The following is a 23,248-nucleotide window of genomic DNA, read 5'->3' as shown; positions in this document are numbered from 1 at the left end:
ATTACCCTTCTTAATAATTTATTCGACGGGAACCGGTGTATTCTTTAAAATGTCATCCAATACATCTACAGGTTTGTAATTTTTAATAACGCTTTCATAGTTTAGCACCAATCTGTGGTTCAGTACGGGTTTAGCCAAATATTTAATATCATCGGGTATGACGTAATCTCTGCCTTTTATAGCTGCAAAGGCCTTAGCACATCTATAAAAAAGCAGGGAAGCTCGGGGACTTGCTCCTAATTTTACGGCAGGGTGATTTCGTGTTTCCCTTACAATGGTTAACATGTAGTTTTCTAAACTTTCATCAAAATTGACTTTTTTTACCTGTTCCCTCATCGCAAGTAGTTCCATACCATTTAAAACGGGTTTTATTTCATCCAAGGGATTTTCCATCCCAAAACGACGAAGTATTAACTTTTCTTCTTCCAATTGAGGATAACCCATGTCTACCTTCATTATAAATCTATCCAATTGGGCTTCGGGTAGGGGAAAAGTCCCTTCCATTTCAACGGGGTTTTGGGTAGCAATCACCAAAAAAGGAGCCTTTAGCTTTCTGGTCACTCCGTCAACTGTAAATTGCCTTTCTTCCATAGCTTCAAGTAGGCTGGATTGAGTCCTTGGAGTGGCCCGGTTTATTTCATCAGCTAAAAGAATATTGGTCATAATCGGTCCTGCATTAAATACAAAATCCCCTGTCTTTTGATTGTATATATTAATACCCAGTACATCTTGCGGCAGCATGTCGGGAGTGAACTGGATTCTCTTGAATTCCAAATCCAAGGACCGGGCAATCGCCTTAGCCATCAAAGTTTTTCCAACTCCGGGCACATCCTCCAAAAGCACATGCCCGTCTGCCAAAAGTGCCGTTAACAAAAGCTCGATAACATGGGTTTTCCCAATTACTACTTTTTCAATATTATTCAATACATCCTTAATTTTTTTTGCAAATTCAGCTTCCAATTTCATACAGTCCTCTCTAAATGTTTTTTCAATTCTTTTACATTACCTTCAATTTTATTTATCTTTTTTAAAAGGGCTTCCAATTCCTCCAGCATGCTTTTCATACGTTCCTCACCGTACTTTTTAAGCTCAAAAGCCTTTTTTACAGATTCCATTATACCGTCAGCCGTTTCTGCTATTTTTTCTTCAAGGTAATTATAATACTCCTTGAAAGTTTTTTCCATCCTTTGGGCAATGTCGTACCTTACCCTACCGCACTGTCTGTCAAATTGCTGTTTTAACCACTCTTTCAAATTATTAAGGGCTATCTTTCGGGCAATAAAATCCGGAAGAAAGGGGGCAATTGACAAAGGTGTGGGTAAGAGAAAGGTCTTTTCAGGTTCCATGTTATAGTAAAAATATCCTGCTTCTTTAAAATCCTCAATAACGGCAAAACTTTCAAACTTTATATGAAACATACTGGCAGTCAATTCCTGAAGCTCGGTGATTATCTTCTCTACCTTCTTTGCAAGCCTTTCCGTTATTTTTCCTGATGCCCCTGCTAAGCGCTTAAGTTCCCCTTCCTTCCATGAATCTATTACCTTAAGGGTTTTTTCGGTAATATATTCTCTACTCTTTTCTATAAGTTCTTTCAAGGGTAAAGCAGTATTGCTTGTAAAGTAATTCTCCAAAGCAGTTTCCAAATTCGGGTATTCAGAATTCTTAAATTTTTCATACTCGGCGTTAAAATGGGCAAGCAGTTCCTTGCTTTCTCCTTCGAAAATGAAAAGCATGTCCTTTTTCTCTTTTTCAATTTCTTCCATTTTCTTTTTGAGGATATTAATATTTCTTTCGAGCTCCTCCACCGGTGTCTTAATTGCACCCATCTTTAAGTCAATATCAAATTTCAATTTTGATAAAAACCGAAGGGTATTATTGCAGCTGGAAAGTAACAGAGCCTTACCCTTGTCCTTAATTATAAATTCATCCAATTTAGATATAAACTCGGGCAGTCCGCTGAGCTTTAATTTTTCTTCATCACAAGTTTCTTTAGCTTCCAAGGCCATCTTAGCTGAAATTGGGAAAATTTTTATTTTTTCATCCCCCAGCTTTTCCTTCAAAACCTCGGCGGTAAAATTTAGGGCCTCCTTCACATCATTCTCTTCGGCGTAATCTATCTTGTTAAGCACAAAAAATATCTTCACAGCATGATCCTGGACGTCTTTTAGAAATTCGTATTCATTCTTGGCAACGGGAGAGTCGATAGTAAAAAGGAATATGGCTGCGTCAAGTTTTGGTAAAAACTCATAGGTAACATCGGTATTATGCTGGTAGACAGACCCGATTCCCGGGGTATCTATCAGTGAAATACCTTTTTTTAGGAACTCGGACGGATGCTCTATGATTATCTCCTTTACCTTTTTTTCATTCCCCGGATTGCCCCTTTCAGTAGCGTAGTCTTCCAGTTCTTTAACAGTTATTTCTTTTTGGGAACCGTCTAAAAAATAAACAGTCACTTTCACTTTCGGACCGTGTTTTATGATAGTAACTATGGAAGTAAGGGGCACTACTGCTGTTGGAACTATTTTTTCTCCCAGCAATGCATTAATAAAAGTCGATTTTCCGCGCTTAAATTGGCCTAAAACCGCCAAATTGAAGTCATTTTTTAAAAGTTTATCTAATTCATAATCTACGGCTTCTAATAAAGATTTTTCCTTATCTTTTACAATTTGTTTTATCTCTTCAAGGTATTTAATTAGCATTACTTTTGCAGAATCAAAATCTTGCACCATATTTTTCACCCCTTAGAAAAATTATAGCTCCTACAATATCTTTCGATATCGTAGGAGCTATTAGCCTAAAAGGCGGTTTTGGTGAGCTCCATCACCTTAAGATTTTATTTTTCATGCGATATATATTATATATTTTTTTATCAATTATTTCAACGGTGGAACTTTGGCTCTCATATTCCCCGCAGGGCCGTGTCAAATTCTTCTATTATATCCTCTATGTTTTCCAAGCCTACAGAAATCCTCAACAGTCCATCGGAAATCCCCGCTTTTTCTCGTTCTTCCCTGCTCATAGATCTATGGGATGTTTTTGCGGGGTAAGAAAGGGTTGTAGACACACCTGCGAGGCTGGGAACCAACTTAATACTTTTCATATTTCTTATCAGATCACATGCTGCCTTTTCTCCACCATCCAAATCAATGCTCAACATACCTCCATAGAGTTTATTGTTAAATATTTCATCTGCTATTTTCTTAAAAGGTGAAGAAGTAAGCCCCGGATAATAAACCCTTTTCACCTTCTTGTGATTTTCTAAGTACTCTGCTAATTTTAGAGCATTTTCACTATGCCTTACTACTCTTAGCTCTAAGGTTCTCAAACTTCTTATTAAAAGCCAGCTGTCAAAGGGGCTCATAGTAGGTCCGTAAGTTTGCCCAATACGGCTTATTTTTTCTATTTTTTCTTTATCTGCCACTACCGCACCTCCTAAAATGTCGCTATGACCGGCCATATATTTTGTGACACTGTAAACCACTACATCAGCCCCAAGTTTTAATGGCTGGCAAATTACAGGAGTGGCAAAAGTATTGTCTACTATAAGTACAGCATCGTGACTATGAGCTGTTTCTGCTATTTTTCTTATATCTATTACTTCCATAAGGGGGTTAGAAATTGTTTCCACATAAACTACTTTCGTAGTGGGTTTAAAATGTTTTTCTAGATCATCCCTATTAAAATCTACAAAGCTCACTTCAATATTAAATTTTTTCAATTCGCTATTTAAAAATTCCCACGTCCCGCCGTACAATACATTGCTTGAAATTATATGGTCTCCTGCTTTTATAAAGGCCAATATGGACATGGTTATAGCAGCCATGCCCGAAGAATAAACGCGGGCATCATCCCCTTCATCCAAGGCAGCAAGGATTTCTTCCGTACAGTTATGAGTTGGATTGCTAATCCGCGAATAAACGTAACCCGATGCATCCTTTTCGTAAACCGAATCCAGCTCCTCCACGCTGTCAAAGCAAAACACCGAGCTCAAGTAAATAGGAGGGACTTTCGGATAAGAAATTGAAGAAGGCACCTTTTCTCCTTTATGAGTTAATTTAGTCATAAATTTTTTACTCATTATCTTATCCTCCTATAAAAATTTTTGTTATTTTTTTCAAATTCGTTAATTATTGTTTAGATTCCTGCATGGTACTGACCGCTTTTAGCGTAAAAACAAACTAAAAGCGGTGTACTGCTTTTAATCACCTTTTTTTACAGGAATATACGGTATTATCCTTGATGCAAGATTTTCTATAGGCATTGTCTGAAGCCATACTTTGCCAGGGCCTTTTAATGTGGATAAAAACAAACCTTCTCCACCAAAAAGTATATTTGTAAAACCTTTTACCATTTCTACGTCAAAATCAACAGAGGGCTCAAACATGGCCACGTGTCCGGTATCCACTTTCAAAACATCATTATGTCCAAGGTTGTACTCCACAGCTTCCCCATCTAATTCTATAAAGCAAAGTCCAGGTCCTGTTATTCTTTCAAGTATGAAGCCCTCTCCCCCAAAAAGACCTGCTCCGAGTTTTTTCCTGAAAAATATTTCTAATTTCATACTTCTTTCCCCGCATAAAAAGGCTTTTTTCTGGCATATTATCGATTCTCCTGATTTTAATTCTAAAGGGATAATCTTTCCCGGAAATGAAGAAGCAAAAGCTATTTCTGCGTTTTCTCTTTTGCAGGTATAAGAAGTCATAAATAAGGTTTCTCCCGAAAGCTTTCTCATTATTCCACCGAAAAGGCCACCTTCCATATTTGTCTTCATTTCAAAACCGTCGGTCATCCATGCCATCCCCCCCGATTGGGTAAATACGCTTTCACCTTCCGTCATGGTTAAAATAACAACCGGTAAAGTATCGCCAATAATTTTATATTTCATGTTAAACCTCCTTTGAAATTTTTTTCATTGGTTAAAAATTATTTATTTTTAAATAATACACTTTTATTTTAGCATATAATTTTACCGAAAATATCTTGAGGGGTTAATTAATTTCAACTATAAAACTTTCAAAAAAGATTCTTTTATAAAGGAGAATTAAATTAATATGTAGAAGTATATAATTATCAGGGATGGGAAATAGCCTTTTAATATATTGAAGGGGGTCAATAGTGTGGAAACAAAAGAATTTCAAGAAATTGTAATTAGCCAATTAAGAGCACTTACAGAGGGTCAAGCAAGAATAGAAAGCCGCCTGGAAAATGTTGAAAACCGCTTGGAGAAGGTTGAAAGCCGCTTGGAAAACGTTGAAAGCCGCTTGGAAAACGTTGAAAACCGCTTGGAAAACGTTGAAAACCGCTTAGAGAAGGTTGAAAAAGAAGTAAAAGAAATTCGCACCGAAATAAATTATGTATGGAACGATGTTAAGAAAATCGACGATAGGTTGACTCGCCAGGAAAACGAAACATACGTATTACAGCGCATGGTTAAAAAATAACCATGCGCTGTAATTTTTCGGTTTGCTAATATTAATCCTTTTAAACCTCCCAATTTTCCCCCTTAATCAAATTAAAATCATCATCCGGCAGACAACATGCTTTTTATTCCCTCTAACAAACCCGGCTTATAATAATATTTGCTTTGATATTTAAATCCATCTTCATATATTTCAATGTCAATTGCATCGCCATCTATATAAAATTTCACAATCATTTCCGGTCTCATCTCTGTACTAACTCCACTACCTTTCAATTTCCCCTCCCTTAACATCCTCACAAAATGGTTTTTCCTTGCGGTATAGTCTCCCTCTATCAATTCATCCTTACTCGATGCTACTTCTACCCTTTGAGCATTAAAAAGATAGGTTATGCCCTCTTTATCATCAATTCGCGAAACAGGCAAAATTTTTGATAAAGCTTTCCATATTTCCTCACCCGTATTGTAGACACTAAAGGTTTCCCCGCTTACCGCAAGTTGATTTTTATTTATAAAATATATGTGAACATCATCAAGCTGCAGCTGGTAGTCGGGAAATTCCGATACAAGGGCTCCTCCGGGATATTCGTCGTCTATCTTTGCCTTTGACATTAAAAAGGCATTTTTAAGTTCATTTCTTTGTTCTTCACTTAGCATAGTCTCTTTTTGGGCATCCACCGCTGCCAGTCTTGCAAATTTTGCATTTTCCAGGGCGTTTAAGATAATTTGCTTATCATTTTCCGCGTTATTTTTATATTCCTGAGCTTCTATCCCCATAATTAGCCACTTACCCTCTATTCTTTCAATGGTTGCTTTAATCAGTGTTCTCCACTCCTCACCGGGGACGCTGGTTATTTCCACAATTTCTCCAAAAACTGTAAATTTGCTTTCATTTTCTTTCACTATATCTATTATATCGATTCTATCCGGCCAGGGGCTTGAACCGTACCTGCCCGGTGCCTTCGTTGGGTCCTTTATCCATTCGTTTAAAAGGTCCGGTGCAATAAATTCTCCGTAGCTTTGCTTGATAGATTCCCGTAAGATTTCTACAGGTGAAAGTTTGTTTACGTCCTCTAACCTCCTGCCGAATCCCTGAATAACCTTTATAACTTCTGCATTATCTGCAGGCTTAAAACTTTTCGCTATCTTTAAAAGCACGCCTTCATCAACATATTTTGAGTCGGCGTAAATATCGTAGGCGAGTTTTTCTTCCTCAAAAATCAGGTACAAATGGTTTTCATTTTTTCCCGAAGTATCCCATGACGCTGCGGGCTGGCTTAAAACAAGATTTACCAAGACTGCCTTCGTTTTTAGTCCTTTTATTTCCTTTTGACTTTTTACTTCCGAATGATTGGGTAAAAAGAGGGGCTGACCGGGTTCGTAGGAAATAATTTGAATGCCCCCTATGGGAAGTTTTTCTTTTTCAAATGCAAGTCCGCCGTAAGATATTATCCTTGTTGTTGAGAAGTATTTAAAAATTGTATTCTTTTCTATTATTAACCCCGAAGTATCGGTATTTATTTTTATATCACCGGGAATATCGAATACTAAGCTTCCGACCTGCACCTCATTTTTAGATACAGGACCCGTAAGTAAGAATATGCCAAGCAATACAAAACATAAAATTCCTGTAATAAAAAATACTACCCTTTTATTTTTAAAAACATCGGCCATACTTATCATCCTTATTCTGCTTTCAATATTTCCTCTTTCGTCCACCATACTGACGAGCTTCAGGGACGGTGCGGGCATATTAAAACTTTCGAGAATGGAAATAAGGGTTTCCCCGTATTCCTTCCTTTCGTTGTTTTCCAGCAACACCAGTACTCCCTCATCGGCTGCAGTTTCCATATCCTGACGGATCTTTTTAAAATAATACCATATAAGAGGATTAAACCAGTAAAAGAGCTGTAAAAAAATCAACAGATAATTTACCAGTATATCCTTTCTCTTGAGATGGGAAAGCTCGTGTAAAAATATATAAGAAATTCTTTCCTCTTTTTGTCCCAAAACGGTTGGAGTAATTAATATTTTGGGTTTCAGAAAGCCTACAAGGGAAGGCACTTCAATAATATCCTGTATAATTACATCAACATGACCGTCGAATTTAATTCTCTCTTTACAATCATTCAATATCTTTTTTAACGCCAAAGGAGCTGGTCTGCCGTTTATTTTCAGCTTTTTATTAAAATTCACGTTAATAAATATCACGAATAAAAATGATAAAATAAAAACGGCAATCCAAATGTAGGAAGCAACGGTACTTATTTTTTTAAAAAAGGCATTATTTACATTTTCGTCAATATTATCTTGATTATCGCCCGGTAATTGAACACTTTTTGACGGTGTCTCTCCTGAGATTAACGGGGGCTGCTGGTTATTGTTAAATTCCGGCTGGGCAAAATCAATGCTGTAGCTTTTTGAGTATACTGTGTTAAAAAAACTCACCGGTGAAGGGGGCCCAAAGGGTATAAGGAGCTTTGATATAAGTATGAACCATATTAAATAATGCCAGCGAGGGCTAAGTTTGTTTCTCAGAATTCTTTTTATTATTAAAATCACAAGCCCTGCAAGGGAAGCGTTCAAAGAGGCTTTTAAAACCGCAGCAAAAAGCTTTATCATTTTTTCACCTCTTCTTCCAAAAGTTTCTTGAGCCTTTCTATCTCCTCAACCGATAACTTTTGTCCCCTGACGAAGCTGGTAACCATCAGGCTCAAAGAACCGTTAAAAACTTTATCCAAAAATGAACGGCTGGCAAAGGCTTTATACTCGGTCTCACCTATGAGCGGTGAATATATAAAAGCTTTGCCCAATAGTCTCTCTGCCTTAACGGCTCCTTTTGCTACCAACCGATTAAGAAGTGTTTGAATGGTCTTGGGCTTCCATACCTTAATCTTAGTCAATTTTTCTATAATCTGAGAACTTGTGGCCTGCTTTAATTCCCATAAAACCTTCATAACCTCCAATTCGGCTTCGGAAATTTGCGGAAATTTCTCCATAAAAATTTAAACCTCCTTATGGATTACATTTGTAAGTTTAATTTAATATTACAACTGTAATCCTGTTTTGTCAATATACTCTACCGGCTTTTTGCTCTATAATCAATTACGGCAAACTGCTATGTCAAAGGCTACGCAGGCTCCGCCTTCTGGACGGTTAAAGGCCTTTATAGCACCTCCGTGCGCTTCCACGAGTTTTCCGGCAATATAAAGCCCGAGGCCCATGTGTTCGCCCTCCGAATTTCGTGCACTATCACCTCTATAGAATCTATCGAAGATATGTGCCAGGTCTTTGGGACTGAAGCCTTTTCCGGTATCGCAAATCCGAAAGTATAATCTGTCGTCTTTTATCGTCACATCAATGTTAATGCGTCCCGAATTCGGAGTAAAGCGAATACTGTTCGTGACTATATTGTCCAGTATTCTTTCAAGCTTTTCTTTATCTATCAAGCATGGTGCCTCACAAGGCCTTGCATCGCATACGTTTGTATAAATTTTGATATTTTTCTTTTGGGAAAGCAGCCAGTAACCTTCCTCTTTCTTTAAGATAAAGACTTTTATGTCAACCGGTTCGGGTTCCAGTTTAAAATCAGAAAATTCCAGTTCAGAAACATACCTTATTTTATTAACAAAAGCTGTAATCTTATCGGCATTTTCCTTAATTATGTTTAAATATCTGCAAATCTTGTCGTTGTTTTGCTGGTCACCTTCCATAAGGGCTTCTGCATACCCCTTAATTATGGAAACCGGTGTTTTAAGGTCATGGGTCAGTGCTTCCAGCATTTCCCGCCTCTGCTGCTCCATCCTCCACTGTAAAACCAGCGATTTTTCAAGCTCGCCCTTCATCTCATTAAATGCTTTACAGAGCCGTCCCAGTTCGTTAGGTGCGTCATAGTCGATGACGAAATCCAGGTTTTTCTCACCTATTTTCTCCGACGCCTCTATGAGCAGATTTAAAGGTTTTGCAATATTTTTGGAAAAGATCCTTGCAAACATCCAGGTGTAAAGGATTACATGAAAAAACGGGGAAAATATGACGGCGACAAATATAAAGGAAATCCACATTTTATCAAATAGGCTACGGTAAGTAGGCGCCAGGGAATAAGAAAGAGATACGGCTCCCGCTATTTTCCCTTCCTGATCAATTACCGGCACCAACCGGATGTACTTTCCCTTTAAGCTAAAAGTGGTGTTTATTTTCCTGCGAAGCTGGCCCTGGTCCTCTACGATTAACCCTTCATCAGTTCCGTAAATCCGACGACCAAAACTATCCATCACCTGGTAGGAGATACCTTCGGCGGGAATGATTTTCTCAAGAGCCGCTCGACCTGCGCGGCTTATGATTGACACCCCGCTTTTTCTAATATGCTCCTCTATTTCGGGGATTTTTTTCTCAAAATAATTGGCCGGGTACATGTTTTTGTATTCGATTTTTTTATACAATACAAAGCCTAAAAAATATGTGGCTACGGTGGCGGTGAAACTGAATACAAGTATGAGTATGAAACTGATAATAAATTGAGACTTTAAAAGCTTTTTTTCCATCATCTTATTTTCTCCCACCTGTAGCCGATACCCCACACGGTAGAAATATATTCGGTGTTTGGGTCGGCTTTGGCAAACTTCGCCCTTATATTTTTCACGTGCTCCGCTACGGTGGAGGAATCCCCTTCTGCATCATAACCCTAGATTTTTTCATAGATCTGATCTTTTGAAAATACCTGACCGGGGTGCAGGGATAACAGCTCTACTATATCGAACTCCCTTTTTGTGAGCGCAATCAAACTACCGTTTATCCTTACCTGCCGTTCCTTCAAATCTACCGTGAGATTTTTAAAGCTGATCAGCGTCCTTCTCCCGCAGGTATTCAGGTATAAAGCCCTATTTTCACGCCGGAGGTGGGCTTCAATCCTTGCCGTAAGCTCGCCCAGACTGAAGGGTTTTACCACATAATCATCTCCTCCCAGAGCAAGACCCTTAATCCTGTCGGTTTCCGACTGCTTAGCGCTTAGAAAAATAATGGGGCACAAAACCTCATCCCTGATACACCTGCAGACATCGAATCCGTCCACCTCCGGCATCATGATATCCAGTATAATTAAGTCCGGCTGTTGTCGAGCTTTTTTGATACCTTCTTCTCCATTTAAAGCTGTCCACACCGTGTGACCCTTTTTTTCCAGAGAATCCTTTAAAAGGCTGACCAGCTCCTCTTCATCATCGATTATGAGTATCCTGCTCAACCGGCATCACCTCCAGACCGCATAATCAATCGTAAGTCTTTCCGCACTCCCATTTATTAAACCACACCAATCCCCCCACCAGCATCATCGTAAAGAACACCGCGGCGGGAATTATACCTTTCAGGCTTTGTTCAAGGATAAACCGTAAAGATTTAAAATGAGGTGGTAGTATCACACCGGGTAAATAAATCCCGGGAAGCATGGACATGCGCACCGGCCATGCCCATGGAACCAACGGCCACACCGTATCTCCAAGGCTCGTGGCCATTAAAGAAGCTATAAGGACGCCGGCGCCGCCGAGGCCGCAAGATACGCCCATACCCCGTGCAAAGCCAATCCAGATATGAAGGGCAAGCAGCGGCATGGCACTAAACTGTAATATAAGGGTGGCCGTAATAAGCCCAGCACTTCATCTATAACGCCCCCGGGCAATCCCATCAATTTGGTGTGAATCAGAAGGTTTTCCGCTGCAGTAAGGTTCCCGTAAATGGCCGGAAATTCTATTAACGCTCCGATATGCGCCAGGTGCTTTCTCTGCCAGAGCTCACCGAAGACAATTATTTCTCCCCCATCGGGATGCAACAAACCCGTCAGCAGCTTTAAAATCGTTGATTTGCCCGCACCATTAGGACCGATGAGACCGTATATAGACCCTGCCGGAACGCGCAGCGAGACATCTTTAACCACTAACTGCCTCCGGTAGTATTTTCTAAGATTTCTGGTTTCAAGAATATACTCTGCCAATCTTACCATCCTTTCTATCGAAATTTTGGAAGATTTACCGGATTTAGCCGAACTTAAAAGGAGTTTAATCATCTTTTGAAAACTACTTTTATTTTTATAAAGATAATAACCCGAATTAATAAAGAATTTATAAAGTTATAAAGCAAAACTAAAAAACGCCACCATACAAAAGTGGCGTTTGCCATTACTTTTTTCCTTCTGGACTTATACATTTCAATTTTTATGTATTTTTCATAATCTATTTCACTGGCTCCGGAATTTATTCTGTCTATTACAAAAGAAACGTCCGGCAAGAAAGGGTCGGCAAAATATTTCCAGTCGGACCCACAACCTATTATTTAATATGCTCCATCTTGCCCCAAGCCTCTTCATTCTCCTTCCTACATTGTGCTGTATCTGCCCTTCTATCGTCCAAAGACGTTCGATTGCTTCTATGTTAACTATCCCTTCCCAATTCTCCGCAATATAGTTTAAAAAGTTTAAGGATTCTTTTTCTCTGGTTACCTCTAACTTTTTTTAACGCCCCTTTTAATGTTTCTTGAATGCTTTGTAGGTCACCTTTATAAATAGCTTCACATACTTTATCATAAAACTAATTTAAACTACAAGCCATTTTCAATAATGATTCTTTTACAATCGGTGCATATGTTTCATCAGTTAAAATTATTAGATAATCCCCTTCATATATTAAGGTATTTCCTTTAGGTATTATCTCTTTTTCACCTCTTCTGATTGCAACAAGAAGACAATTCGAAGGCCATTTTATTTCTTTTACCTTTTTCCTTTCCAGTTCTGAACCAGTACATACACATATTTCTAATAACGTTTTTTTATTACTTTCTTTCAATGGAATACTTTTCTTATTGGATAAAATTCTATCTAACAGTTCTTCATAAATAGGCTTCGAACCTAATATTTCAGCTGTAATATACGAAACTATAGAAACTGTTATTAATGACAACAAATGAGTAAAAGATCCCGTCATTTCAGTAATCAATATACTACCAGTAATAGGCGCACGAACAATAGCTGTAAAATAACCAGCCATACCTAAAATTATAAAATTTTTATAAAAAATATTACTTATTCCAAAGTAGCTAATAGCAATCTTACTATATATGGCCCCTATTATAGCGCCAATTGCAAGTAGCGGTAGAAAAATCCCTCCTGGAGCACCTGAACCATAGCTTATCATAGTAAAGACAAATTTTACTATAAATAATATAGATAAAAACAATAAAGTATTGTTATCATTAATAATAGAAACTATAAGATTGTGGCCACCACCGAGGACATTGGGCAAAATAAACATCAAAAGTCCTGAAAGGGCTATTGGAAACATCATTTTAATACTAAAAGGCACTTTATTAAACTTAGAATATATGTTTAGCGACTTTATTAGAAAGACATTAAATATATAACCAAAAATACCTATTATAATCCCAAAAATTACTAACAAAAAATAATTATTTAATGGCAACGGGCTGATATTTTTAAAATCAAATATGGGTTTTAGTCCAAAAAATTTTTTCGATATAAAATCTGCCATTATAGCAGCAGACATCGATGAAAGAAGAACAATAGGGGAAAAATTTTTATGTAGTTCTTCAAGAGCAAAGATTACACCTGCAAGCGGGGCATTAAAAGCAGCAGCAAGTCCTGCACTTGCTCCAGCTGTTATTAAATACCTTTCTTCTACTTTTGTCTTTTTAAATAATAAACTAACACCCTGTCCCATAGATGCTCCTAATTGTATCGATGGACCTTCCCTACCCAGCGAAAGACCAGCACCTATACTTAATACCCCACCTATAAATTTCATAACTATAGTTTTTAACCAATTCTGTTCTATTTGTCTTAAAATTAACGCTCTAACCTGAGGAATTCCACTTCCACTAATTAAAGGTTCCTTTTTCACAAGAAAGCTTATAATAAAGGAAATTAAAACCATAAGGGCTATCCCAAAAGGTAAATTGCTTTTAACAACATCATGATATATTTTTTCCCTTATCATATTTGCATTTTCTATAGCTATTCTATATAAAATTACAATAAATCCAGATAGTAAACCTGTAATTAAACTAAAAAGTATGACATTGATTTTGAACTTATTTTTATGTATTAATAATTTATAAATATGCACATTATTAGAATTCATAAGATTACACCTCAAAATTTAAAGAATTTTTTATTCTCATTACTTCAAAACCATCGGTCCTCCGTGACTATTTATTTTTTTATTGTCTACATCTATTATTTTAGCATAATAACCATTTTATTTTTTCATTTTTTTTACACAGCAGTCCAAAAATCAAATTTTATTTTATAAAAACAAAAAGGAATTTCGCAATTTTTGAAGAAATATACGATTTAAGCATTTTCTCTGAAATCTTATTAGAAATTCATGGAGGTAATAACATGTGTCCAACTCCATTTGAAATGGAATACCGAATACATTATTATGATGTAAACAGTCAAAAAAAGGCATCCATTACAAGCCTCTTAAACTATTTCAACGACATAGCTTTTGTACAGAGCGAAAAAATGGGGGTAGGAATTGATTATTTAAAGGAAAATAAGTTAGCATGGGTTCTTCTAAGGTGGGACGTAAAGGTTGATAGGTATCCCCTCTTTAATGAAAAGATAATAATAAAAACAGAACCGTATTTTTTTAAAAAATTCTACGCTTATAGATGGTTTGACATAAAAGATAATAACGGTTTAGAAATTGTTAATGCCAAATCTCAGTGGATTTTAATAAACACAGATAAAAAAAGACCGGTAAAGATAAATGACTACATATATAAAGTATATAATGTAAATAGTGATAAAAACGATGTCTTACCTATTGAAGACCCAAAAGAACTTTCTAACGTAGATTTAGAAAAACAATTTGACGTAAGGTATTGTGACTTAGATACAAACCATCATGTAAACAATGTAAAATATGTTTCCTGGGCACTTGAAGCCATTCCCTTGGAAATCATTTTAAATTATAACCTCCACAGGCTTAAAGTTAGATATGAAAAAGAAACAACATATGGTAAAACCATTAAAGTCTTAAGCCAAGCTGTATTTGTTAATAAAGATATTATATACCTCCAAAAAATTGTGGATGAGGATGGAAATGAATTATGTCTTTTGGAAAGTTTTTTTAAAGGAGGTCACAATGCGTATAGAATTTTATCCAACTGCCCAAAGTGTAACTAAATTGAATGGAAAAATTGCAATAATAATAGATGTCTTAAGAGCAACAAGTACAATAACGACCGCTTTAAATAATGGGGCAAAAATGGTTATTCCTGCAATTTCGGTTGAAGAAGCTTTTTACACTGCAAAAAAGTTAAAAGGAGATGTTGTTTTAGGCGGAGAAAGAAATATGGTAAAAATACCCGGTTTCAACTTTGGAAATTCGCCGCTTGAGTATAAAAAAGAGTTTATAGCCGGTAAAACCGTTATCCTCACTACAAGTAACGGTACTAAAGCTATAAAGGCTTCTCAAAGTGCTGAGCATATTTTGATTGGTTGTTTTTTAAATGCTTCTGCAGTGGCTAAAAAGGTAGTAGAGATAGTTTTTACTACAAAAATTTATTTTATCTCATTCGTTTGTGCGGGAACTTTGGGAGAATTCTCTTTGGATGATGGCGTATGTGCAGGCTGTATAATAGATGGCATTATTAGAGAGATGGAAAATCATAATTACCCCGTTGAACTTTCAGATCTGGCTTTTGTATGTAGGGAACTTTATTCGTCAAATAAAAATAACCTTAAAAATTTAATCTCACATGCTGGACATTATAAAAAACTTTTGGAATTAGGTTTTGAAGAAGATTTATTTTACTGCCTTAAAAAGGATATTCTATCCTGTGTCCCATTGTATGATAAAAAAAACTGTGTGCTTAGTAAAGTGTAATGGTAAAGACCTGTCGAATAAAAAAATTCCTGATGTGCGGAAATCCCTGCTACTTCAGGAATTTTTTTATTTTTGGATAAACATTTCAAATTTGGAATTAAGATTTTATATATCACATATTTATATAGTAAGCTTAGACTTTATTAAAGGGGGGTCTTTTATTTGGGCGGTTTTATTGATTTTATGAACCGTTACGTTATTCCGCCTCTTGCAAAAATCGGAGAAGAAAAACATTTAAGGGGAATAAGAAATGGCATAATGCTGACAGTCCCTTTTACAATTGCGGGGAGTATATTTTTAATTATATCCTCGCTTCCATTGCCGAACTGGGACAAAATTATGGAAAACTACAATGCAATGCTTTCTGTACCGATAAATGTAACTTTCGGTGTTCTTTCAGTAATTGCTGCAATTGGAATGGGTTTCAACCTGGCAAAGGAATATGGACAAGATACTATAATGGGGGCTTTGATGTCTCTTGTAGGCTTTTTCCTTCTTCAAGTGAATACTGATTACACTCTTAATCTTGATAGGTTTGGCTCTGTTGGTCTCTTTACAGCATTATTAGTTTCAATTTTTTGTATAGAAGTGCAAAAATACTTTGTAAAAAGAAATCTTGTCATAAAGCTTCCAGAAAATGTTCCACCAGCTATTGCTAATTCATTTGTTGGTTTAATCCCTTTGATTTTTATTATTGTAGTTCTCTGGATTATCCGCGTAGTTTTAAATTTCGATATAACAGAATTCATTAATATGCTCTTTAGGCCAATTGTTTTTGCTCTGAATACACTTCCTGGAATATTAGTGTATGTGTTTTTTATATGTTTATTATGGACAGTTGGAATTCATGGGGATTCAGTAATGTCTGCAGTAGGAATGCCGATATTTATGCAGTATTTGACTGAAAATGCACAGGCATTCATGGCAGGAAAACCTATTCCTTATATCACAGCTTCTGGATTTATCGACTTATTTATAAATATAGGCGGTACAGGTGCCACCCTTGCTCTTGTATTTTTAATGCTAAAATCTAAAGATGAAGGATTGAGAACATTGGGTAAAGTAGCTTTACCTTCAGGAATATTTGAAATAAACGAACCGGTTACTTTTGGATTCCCAATCGTCTTTAATCCTTTAATGATGATACCTTATATTTTGACACCTCTTGTTCTTACAGTTGGAACTTACGTGCTTATGGCTTTAAATATTATAGGAAAACCGGTGGCTTCTGTCCCCTGGACAATGCCTGCAATAATCGGTCCATATTTAATAACAGGAGGAGATTGGAAGGCTGGAGTATGGAGTGCAATTGAAATCATAATTGCTGCAGCAATATATTATCCCTTTTTTAAAGCTACAGAAAGAGAAAGACTGAAAGAATTAGAACAAAAAAAGTAAGAAAGGTGATAAATTATGAAAATACTGCTTTTGTGCAATGCAGGAATGTCTACAAGCTTATTGGTAGAAAAAATGAAAAAAGAGGCACAAAACTGCAATGATGATGTTTTCATTGAGGCATATCCGGTTGAAGATTTAGATAAGGTTGCGGACAACTTTGATGTAATTTTATTAGGCCCTCAGGTTAAATTTAAAGAAAAAATGATATCTGAGGTCTGTAATGCACATAAAAAACCTTTTGCTTTTATTCCTCTCCACGTATATGGATTGGTAGATGGGAAAAAAGCATTAGAACTTGCATTAGATCTAATAAAGAAAAAAGGTGATTTAAGTGGATCTTGAAAAAATAATTTTCACCATTATAGCTCATTCAGGAAATGCTAAATCAAAATGTTTTGAAGCATTAAATGCAGCCAAACAGAAAAATTTTTCTAAAGCCGAAGAGTTGATTAAGGAAGCTAAGGAAGAACTTTTAAAAGCTCACCATATTCAAACCGAAATACTTCAAAAGGAAGCTCAAGGTCAGAGGCAAGAGCTGAATTTGCTTTTAATACATGCTGAAGACCATTTAATGAATACTATGCTTGCAAAGGATTTAATCGAAGAATTAATAGAGTTTTATAAAATTTTTACATCAAATAAGTTTATTGAAAGAAGGATTCTAAATGACTGAAGGTCTAAAAGTTGTCGTTATTGGAGGCGGCTCCAGCTACACCCCAGAACTGATTGAAGGGTTCATCAAAAGAAAAGATGAGATTCTTATTAGAGAAATTTGTCTTGTAGATATTCCAGAAGGAACGGAAAAATTAGAAATAATAAAAAATTTATCAGAACGAATGATAAAAAAATCGAGGCTTAATATTAAAATTACATCTACATTTGATCGAAAAGATGCTATCAATGGAGCGGATTTTATAATTACCCAATTTAGAGTTGGAGGAATTGATGCAAGAATTTTAGATGAGAAAATACCCTTAAAGTATAATACCATAGGTCAAGAGACAACAGGAGCTGGTGGTTTTGCAAATGCATTAAGAACAATACCGGTAATTTTAGACATATGTAAAGATATTGAAGAAATTTCACCTAATGCATTTTTGATAAATTTTACCAATCCTTCAGGTATAGTAACTGAAACCATTTTGAAATTAACAAACGTAAAAGCAATTGGGTTGTGTAATGTCCCGATTAATATGATAAATATGGTAGCCGGGATTTACAATGTAGATATGGATAAGGTATATATACAATTCGCCGGATTAAATCATCTAATATGGGGTATGAAGGTTTTTATAAAAAGCGAAGACGTAACAGAAAAATTTTTAGAATCTTATATAAAAAAAGCTGGAGCTTTAAAAAATATACCGGATTTTGATTGGGATCCAGATTTTATAAAATCTCTACAAATGCTGCCATGCCCCTATCATAAATATTATTATTTAACGGATAGAATGATTGCAGAGGAAAAAGAAATAGCCCTAAAAGAAGGAACACGTGCACAGCTTGTAAAGAAAATTGAAAAAGAGCTTTTTGAACTGTATAAAGACCCACATCTTGACACAAAACCACCCCAATTAGAAAAAAGAGGGGGGGCTCTTTACTCGGACGCAGCATGTAATTTAATAAATTCCATTATAAATGATAAAAAGGATGTCCAGGTAGTAAACGTTAAAAATAATGGGACAATATTAGATTTACCTGAAGATGCAGTAATAGAAACTAACTGTATTATAGATAAAAGAGGAGCACATCCCATACAAATAGGGCATGTGCCTGCAAAGATAAGGGGTTTAATGCAAATTGTAAAAGCTTACGAAGAATTGACTATTGAAGCAGCAGTAAAGGGAGATTATTATACGGCATTGCAAGCTTTGACCCTACATCCGTTAATACCATCTGCAGAAATAGCAAAAAAAATACTTGATGAGATTTTGAAAGAAAATAAGAACTACCTTCCCCAGTTTTATAATAATTAGCCGGCTTTGCCGGCTTTAATTTATACCATTAAAGGGGGTTGAGGAAAAATTGATTGGTATAGTTCTGTGCTCTGGTTATGGCAAAAAGATATGGCCTTATAGTGATTGGTGGCAAAAATGCTGCATTCCTATTGGAAATAAACCAAATATTATAAGAATTATTGAGCAGTTAAAAAAGATAAATCTTAGAAAAATAATTGTAGTTACAAGTTACTATTCTCAGATGGTAAAATATTGTTTAAAAAATATTAAAGGAATAAATATTTTTGAAGAAGAAAAGCCCGAAGGGACTGCAAAAAGTTTATATAAAGCTGTAAAAAACTTAAACGATGATTTCCTTGTTATTTACGGCGATACTTTTGTAGATGATTCAAGTATTCTTAAGATTTATAATCAATTTCTTAAAGAAAAATTACCTTCAGTGCTAACAAAACATCTAAAAGATAATGAACGTTCGATTGATCATATATGCGCATATGTTAATAATGGAGAAGTAAGAGCTATTTATGGTCATCCAAGAAGTAATTATGTAAATTATAAACTCGCAAATGTTTTTATAATAAATAAAGAACTAAAAAAATATTTAGAAATAAATCCAGGGTTTATGAAAAATGTTTGTGTCGGAGGAATGCCACCAAAAGAGTCTTTTTTAGAGCAAAGCATACAGATGATGATTGAAGATAATAAAAAGGTTTTAGCCTGTGAAGTTGAGGGATTTTTAGTAGATATCGATAAACCATGGCATATCATGGAAGCAAATAAAATAGCTATTGATGAAATATTTGATAGAATCGATGATTCTATCCTAAATAGCAAAACTTCTATTGACCCTTCCGCCGTCATTTCTGGCAAAATATATTTAGGTGAAAAAAGTAAAATAGGTAAAAATGTAATTATAAAAGGAGATGTATGGATTGGTAATAATACTTTAATAGATAATGGAGCAATAATCGAGGGAAAAGTAGTTATTGGTAATAATAGCAGAATTACAGATTATTGTAAAATCGGACCTTATTCTACTATTGGAAATAATAATAGGATTGGATTCAATGCTGAATTTTGCGGTATCACCTTTGATGGAGTAAGTATTATACATAACTCTGAAATGTATGGTATAATTGGTAGTTACACTGATATTGCCGCGGGATGTCTTACAGGTTCATTAAGATTTGATGACCTTCAGACCATTCACAAAATTAATGGGAGAAATGAACTTCCAAATACTTATAGCAATGCAGTGTTTATAGGGGATCATACTAGAACCGGGGTAGGAAATATCTTTCTCCCTGGTGTAAAAGTAGGAATTAATTGCGCTATAGGCCCTGGTGCAATAATAGAAGAAGATATTCCTTCTAATTCATTAATCATTGTAAAACAGGAAAAAGTAATTAAACGCTGGGGTCCAGAAAAGTATGGATGGTAATTTAAAACAAACATTCTCCACCAAAGAGTATATTTGTAAAACCTTTTACTATTTACTTTCTGAAATTTATCAATTCTAAAAGGGATTTTATAATTTTTGAAGAAATATAGGATTTAAACGTTTTTCTTCAAAAGGAGGTTCATTATGGCAAGGGTGGAAAGCTTTGAATTGGATCATACAAAGGTAAAAGCGCCCTATGTCCGGTTAGCAGCCGTTGAAGAAGGAGAAAAAGGGGACATTATAGCAAAATATGATATTAGATTTATCACACCCAATAGCGGAAGTATATCAACCGGGGGAATTCATACCTTAGAGCATCTGCTGGCCAGATTTTTAAGGGGTGAATTGTAAAGTTATTGATGTTTCACCAATGGGATGCAGGGCGGGTTTTTATCTTATTAAATTTAATAAGACACCTTTAGAAGAAATTAAAAAAGCGGTAGAGAACTCATTAAAAAAAGTATTAGAATCAAAAGAGGTACCAGCGGCAAATGAAATACAATGCGGTAATTTCAAAGACCATTCTTTAGAAGATGCAAAAGAAATTGCCCGGAGAATTTTAGATCAGGGTATTTCAATCCTTGAATGATCTAATTTAATTAAAAATAATTATTAATTAAAAATAATTAAAAATAAGTTTTTGGGGGTAATATAATGCGTTTTTGTAGATTTTCTCATAATGGGCACATCCAGTGGGGATTACTGGTGGGTGAAAATCTTAGACCTCTGTCAACCCCACCTTTTATCGAAACAAAGTTTAATGGTGAGTCCATTCCTTTAAAAGAAGTAAAATTATTAGCTCCGGCTGAGCCTTCCAAAATAGTTTGTTTGGGGCTTAACTATGCCGATCATGCCCGGGAATTTAAACTCGAGGTGCCCGACGAACCAATAATATTTATTAAGCCTCCTACCACCGTAATAGGTCCTCATGAAGAAATTATACTTCCCAGGGCATCTAAGCGAGTAGATTACGAAGCGGAACTTGCAATTATCATCGGCAAAGAAGCCTATAATATAAAAGAAGAAAAAGCTTTCGAATACATCTTCGGCTACACATGCGCCAATGATGTAACGGCAAGAGACCTGCAGAAAAAAGACGGTCAGTGGACCCGCAGTAAATCCTTTAATACGTTCTGCCCGTTAGGCCCATGGATTGAGACCGATTTGGACCCCAGCAACCTTTCAATAAAACTTTTGCTGAATGGTGAGGTAAAACAGCAATCCTCTACTGCTAACCTTATTTTTAAAATCCCGAGTATTGTTGCCTTTATATCTTCTGTGATGACCCTACTTCCCGGCGATGTGATTTTAACGGGAACTCCTTCTGGGGTTGGCCCTATAAAGCCAGGAGATGTGGTGGAAGTAGAAATAGAAGGGATAGGCACTTTGAAGAATGTAGTGAAAGAATAAAAAAGTTTTGGAGTTTAGGGAGCACATTCACATGAATGCTCCCTAAAATTATATAATAGCAGCTCTTTCCTTCTAAAATAAAGCCCCTCAGGAAAAACTTTCTTATTATTTTTCATGCCATAGCCCCTTGTTAGAGAAACCCCGTGCGCCCCTTTATCTAAACCAAAGCACTTGCTTCCCGCATCTATTATAAAAAGGTGCTTTTATGAGTTTTAACCATAGGCCACAATTCTTTTCCATTGCTCCTGCATATCTCAGCCATTTCCTTTATATTTTTTTCCAATTTATCTAAGTCATCTCTATCTCTGTATTTCTTTAAAACCTAAAACTTGAATCTCATATTTAAAACCATAAATATTTTTATGCTCTGTTTCTGCTTCACCAACCTGATTATCACATGGATCACTACGCCAGAATACTTTCTTGGGAGTAAAATCTTTCATAAAATCAGAATTTGCCACCATTCTAAAGGCATCAAGATTACCAAAATAAAATTCTCTTAATTCTTGATTGTTTTTATAACGTCCACCAAAAGATAGATCGGCAGGAAGCCATCCATAAGGCGGTATAAAGAATAAAGCCCAATCATGCGGTGACGCTAAGAATGGGGTTATATACCAGCCTGATTGCCATCTAGCAGGGATACCTGCAATCCTGCAAAGAGTTATAAATAACAACGCTTGAAATCCACAGTCTCCTTTTAAATTACATGCAACAAATTCAGAAATATTTTCATATAATGCATAAGGATGTACATAAGAGTAGTTAACATTTAAGGTTATCCAATCGTATATCTTCTTTGCTTTTAGATATGGATTTTTCTCATCTCCTACTATTTCTTTAGCAAGTTTCTTTAAATATGGTGTAAAAATTATATGTGGCGGTTCCTCTGATAGAAAATCATAATTATTTATTTCTTCAGTATTTGCTGGAATAACTGTATTTACCCATTCTTTTATAACATATTCGAATTCTACAAAATATTCATCATCCTTTTTACCTTCAAAATAGATTGTTCTTTGAGGCACATTAGAAGGTGCTAAAAAATATTTTTCGTGACTTGCTGAAATAAGTTTTACATCTTTCTGCTGAAATTCTTCTTTTGGAAATGGCAACCAAACTTTTACTTTCTCTTCCTCGATGTGTTCTACAATTTTTAGAGAAATTTTAGCATGAATCTTATACTCTTTTGGCTTATCGCCATTCAGAAGTTCTCGTAACCTATTATCATTAAGATTTCGTGCCTGTTCTCTACTTTGGTCTTTTTTCATCCTTTTCTGGTAATCCGGAATCGCATAAGCAATATTCTGAACAAATCTTTCCTCATACATCCTTCTGCCATCAACCATTATGTAATCCAAAAATCCTTTATCAAGCAGAGTATAAAATTCTTCATTTGTAAAATTATCTATAAGCTCTCTTGCTTTGTTAATAGCTGTCTCCTCATCATAAGGATAATTCTTTAAAAGCCTTTTTACTCGTTCTTTTTCAAAAAGTAATCTCATTTTAAGGTCATTTGGTAATCTTCTTTCAAGCCATCTTTCAATAATATGATTTGCTTGTTCAAAATTTCCTAAATATTCTTCACGAGCAATTTCCTCTGGAAGCTTAACATTCATAAACTCCATTTTTCGAATCCTGGTCATCCAAACTGTGCAAAACTGCACAAGTTTGGAAGGCTGGGGTATTTTTTACCGCCTTTCAGGTTGTCCCAGCCCCAACA

Annotated in this window: 19 protein-coding genes, 3 pseudogenes and 1 riboswitch; of the genes and pseudogenes, 10 read left to right on the top strand and 12 right to left on the bottom strand. The window is 35.7% G+C overall.

All coding sequences use genetic code 11. The annotated features are described in order from the left end of the window. Positions 1–18 precede the first annotated feature (18 nt). From ACPLVF_RS09275 to ACPLVF_RS09260, 4 genes are all read right to left on the bottom strand, one after another. On the bottom strand, positions 19–960 hold the full coding sequence (locus tag ACPLVF_RS09275) for an AAA family ATPase (RefSeq protein ID WP_424907563.1): 942 nt from the start codon (positions 958–960) through the stop codon (positions 19–21). Between the two features lie 2 nt (positions 961–962). After that, on the bottom strand, positions 963–2,732 hold the full coding sequence (locus tag ACPLVF_RS09270) for a dynamin family protein (RefSeq protein WP_424907553.1): 1,770 nt from the start codon (positions 2,730–2,732) through the stop codon (positions 963–965). A gap of 44 nt (positions 2,733–2,776) precedes the next feature. Then, positions 2,777–2,837: riboswitch (Fluoride riboswitch) on the bottom strand. Between the two features lie 65 nt (positions 2,838–2,902). Continuing rightward, positions 2,903–4,081: a trans-sulfuration enzyme family protein gene (locus ACPLVF_RS09265; RefSeq protein WP_424907552.1), complete on the bottom strand. Its 1,179-nt coding sequence runs from the start codon at positions 4,079–4,081 to the stop codon at positions 2,903–2,905. A 120-nt stretch (positions 4,082–4,201) separates the two neighbouring features. Then, positions 4,202–4,888, bottom strand: a complete 687-nt coding sequence (locus ACPLVF_RS09260; RefSeq protein WP_424907551.1) for a TIGR00266 family protein — start codon at positions 4,886–4,888, stop codon at positions 4,202–4,204. 232 nt (positions 4,889–5,120) lie between these two features. Here ACPLVF_RS09260 and ACPLVF_RS09255 point away from each other — a divergent pair, with 232 nt between their 5' ends. Beyond that, on the top strand, positions 5,121–5,444 hold the full coding sequence (locus ACPLVF_RS09255) for a hypothetical protein (protein ID WP_424907550.1): 324 nt from the start codon (positions 5,121–5,123) through the stop codon (positions 5,442–5,444). A gap of 80 nt (positions 5,445–5,524) precedes the next feature. Here ACPLVF_RS09255 and ACPLVF_RS09250 read toward each other — a convergent pair whose 3' ends face one another. The 7 genes and pseudogenes from ACPLVF_RS09250 to clcA form a co-directional block, all read right to left on the bottom strand. Continuing rightward, a complete protein-coding gene (locus ACPLVF_RS09250) occupies positions 5,525–8,044 on the bottom strand; it encodes a M56 family metallopeptidase (RefSeq protein ID WP_424907549.1) in 2,520 nt (839 codons plus the stop codon). After that, the gene (locus tag ACPLVF_RS09245; RefSeq protein WP_424907548.1) at positions 8,041–8,421 is read right to left on the bottom strand and encodes a BlaI/MecI/CopY family transcriptional regulator; all 381 of its coding nucleotides are present in this window, start codon (positions 8,419–8,421) and stop codon (positions 8,041–8,043) included. The genes ACPLVF_RS09250 and ACPLVF_RS09245 overlap by 4 nt, the downstream gene beginning before the upstream one ends. Before the next feature lie 102 nt (positions 8,422–8,523). After that, entirely contained in the window at positions 8,524–9,969 is a 1,446-nt protein-coding gene (locus ACPLVF_RS09240) for a sensor histidine kinase (protein WP_424907547.1), read from the bottom strand. Further along, a pseudogene (locus tag ACPLVF_RS09235) lies at positions 9,966–10,661 on the bottom strand (response regulator transcription factor). Before ACPLVF_RS09235 ends, ACPLVF_RS09240 begins: the two are co-directional and overlap by 4 nt. Before the next feature lie 25 nt (positions 10,662–10,686). Beyond that, positions 10,687–10,980, bottom strand: coding sequence for a hypothetical protein (locus ACPLVF_RS09230; protein ID WP_424907546.1), 294 nt, complete (start codon positions 10,978–10,980; stop codon positions 10,687–10,689). A gap of 74 nt (positions 10,981–11,054) precedes the next feature. Further along, a pseudogene (locus ACPLVF_RS09225) lies at positions 11,055–11,405 on the bottom strand (ATP-binding cassette domain-containing protein); the annotation flags it as partial. A 592-nt stretch (positions 11,406–11,997) separates the two neighbouring features. Next, the gene (clcA, locus tag ACPLVF_RS09220) at positions 11,998–13,563 is read right to left on the bottom strand and encodes a H(+)/Cl(-) exchange transporter ClcA (RefSeq protein ID WP_424907545.1); all 1,566 of its coding nucleotides are present in this window, start codon (positions 13,561–13,563) and stop codon (positions 11,998–12,000) included. Between the two features lie 260 nt (positions 13,564–13,823). On the opposite strand from clcA, the gene ACPLVF_RS09215 reads away from it, so the two are divergent. The 9 genes and pseudogenes from ACPLVF_RS09215 to ACPLVF_RS09175 all read left to right on the top strand — a co-directional run bounded on the left by ACPLVF_RS09215 (position 13,824) and on the right by ACPLVF_RS09175 (position 21,525). Next, a complete protein-coding gene (locus ACPLVF_RS09215; protein WP_424907544.1) occupies positions 13,824–14,615 on the top strand; it encodes an acyl-[acyl-carrier-protein] thioesterase in 792 nt (263 codons plus the stop codon). Next, the gene (locus ACPLVF_RS09210) at positions 14,575–15,318 is read left to right on the top strand and encodes a 2-phosphosulfolactate phosphatase (RefSeq protein ID WP_424907543.1); all 744 of its coding nucleotides are present in this window, start codon (positions 14,575–14,577) and stop codon (positions 15,316–15,318) included. The genes ACPLVF_RS09215 and ACPLVF_RS09210 overlap by 41 nt, the downstream gene beginning before the upstream one ends. 162 nt (positions 15,319–15,480) lie before the next feature. Beyond that, positions 15,481–16,716 carry a PTS sugar transporter subunit IIC gene (locus tag ACPLVF_RS09205; RefSeq protein ID WP_424907542.1) on the top strand — a complete coding sequence of 412 codons (1,236 nt, stop codon included), beginning with the start codon at positions 15,481–15,483 and terminating at the stop codon, positions 16,714–16,716. 15 nt (positions 16,717–16,731) lie between these two features. Then, positions 16,732–17,058 carry a PTS sugar transporter subunit IIB gene (locus ACPLVF_RS09200; protein WP_424907541.1) on the top strand — a complete coding sequence of 109 codons (327 nt, stop codon included), beginning with the start codon at positions 16,732–16,734 and terminating at the stop codon, positions 17,056–17,058. Further along, positions 17,048–17,389 carry a PTS lactose/cellobiose transporter subunit IIA gene (locus ACPLVF_RS09195; RefSeq protein WP_424907540.1) on the top strand — a complete coding sequence of 114 codons (342 nt, stop codon included), beginning with the start codon at positions 17,048–17,050 and terminating at the stop codon, positions 17,387–17,389. Before ACPLVF_RS09200 ends, ACPLVF_RS09195 begins: the two co-directional genes overlap by 11 nt. Then, positions 17,382–18,692, top strand: coding sequence for a 6-phospho-beta-glucosidase (locus ACPLVF_RS09190; protein ID WP_424907539.1), 1,311 nt, complete (start codon positions 17,382–17,384; stop codon positions 18,690–18,692). The genes ACPLVF_RS09195 and ACPLVF_RS09190 overlap by 8 nt, the downstream gene beginning before the upstream one ends. Before the next feature lie 49 nt (positions 18,693–18,741). After that, the gene (locus tag ACPLVF_RS09185; protein ID WP_424907538.1) at positions 18,742–20,115 is read left to right on the top strand and encodes a sugar phosphate nucleotidyltransferase; all 1,374 of its coding nucleotides are present in this window, start codon (positions 18,742–18,744) and stop codon (positions 20,113–20,115) included. Between the two features lie 144 nt (positions 20,116–20,259). Next, positions 20,260–20,704 (top strand): annotated as a pseudogene (locus ACPLVF_RS09180) (S-ribosylhomocysteine lyase). Between the two features lie 65 nt (positions 20,705–20,769). Continuing rightward, a complete protein-coding gene (locus tag ACPLVF_RS09175; RefSeq protein WP_424907537.1) occupies positions 20,770–21,525 on the top strand; it encodes a fumarylacetoacetate hydrolase family protein in 756 nt (251 codons plus the stop codon). 299 nt (positions 21,526–21,824) lie between these two features. Here the strand turns inward: ACPLVF_RS09175 and ACPLVF_RS09170 are convergent, their stop codons facing one another. Further along, complete coding sequence (locus ACPLVF_RS09170; protein ID WP_424907536.1) at positions 21,825–23,153, bottom strand: transglutaminase domain-containing protein; 1,329 nt, start codon at positions 23,151–23,153, stop codon at positions 21,825–21,827. Positions 23,154–23,248 lie beyond the last annotated feature (95 nt).

The sequence above is a fragment of the Thermovenabulum sp. genome (assembly GCF_049701175.1).
In the GTDB taxonomy this organism is placed as follows: domain Bacteria; phylum Bacillota; class Thermosediminibacteria; order Thermosediminibacterales; family Thermosediminibacteraceae; genus Thermovenabulum.
This window is presented reverse-complemented; position numbering and strand designations above follow the sequence as displayed.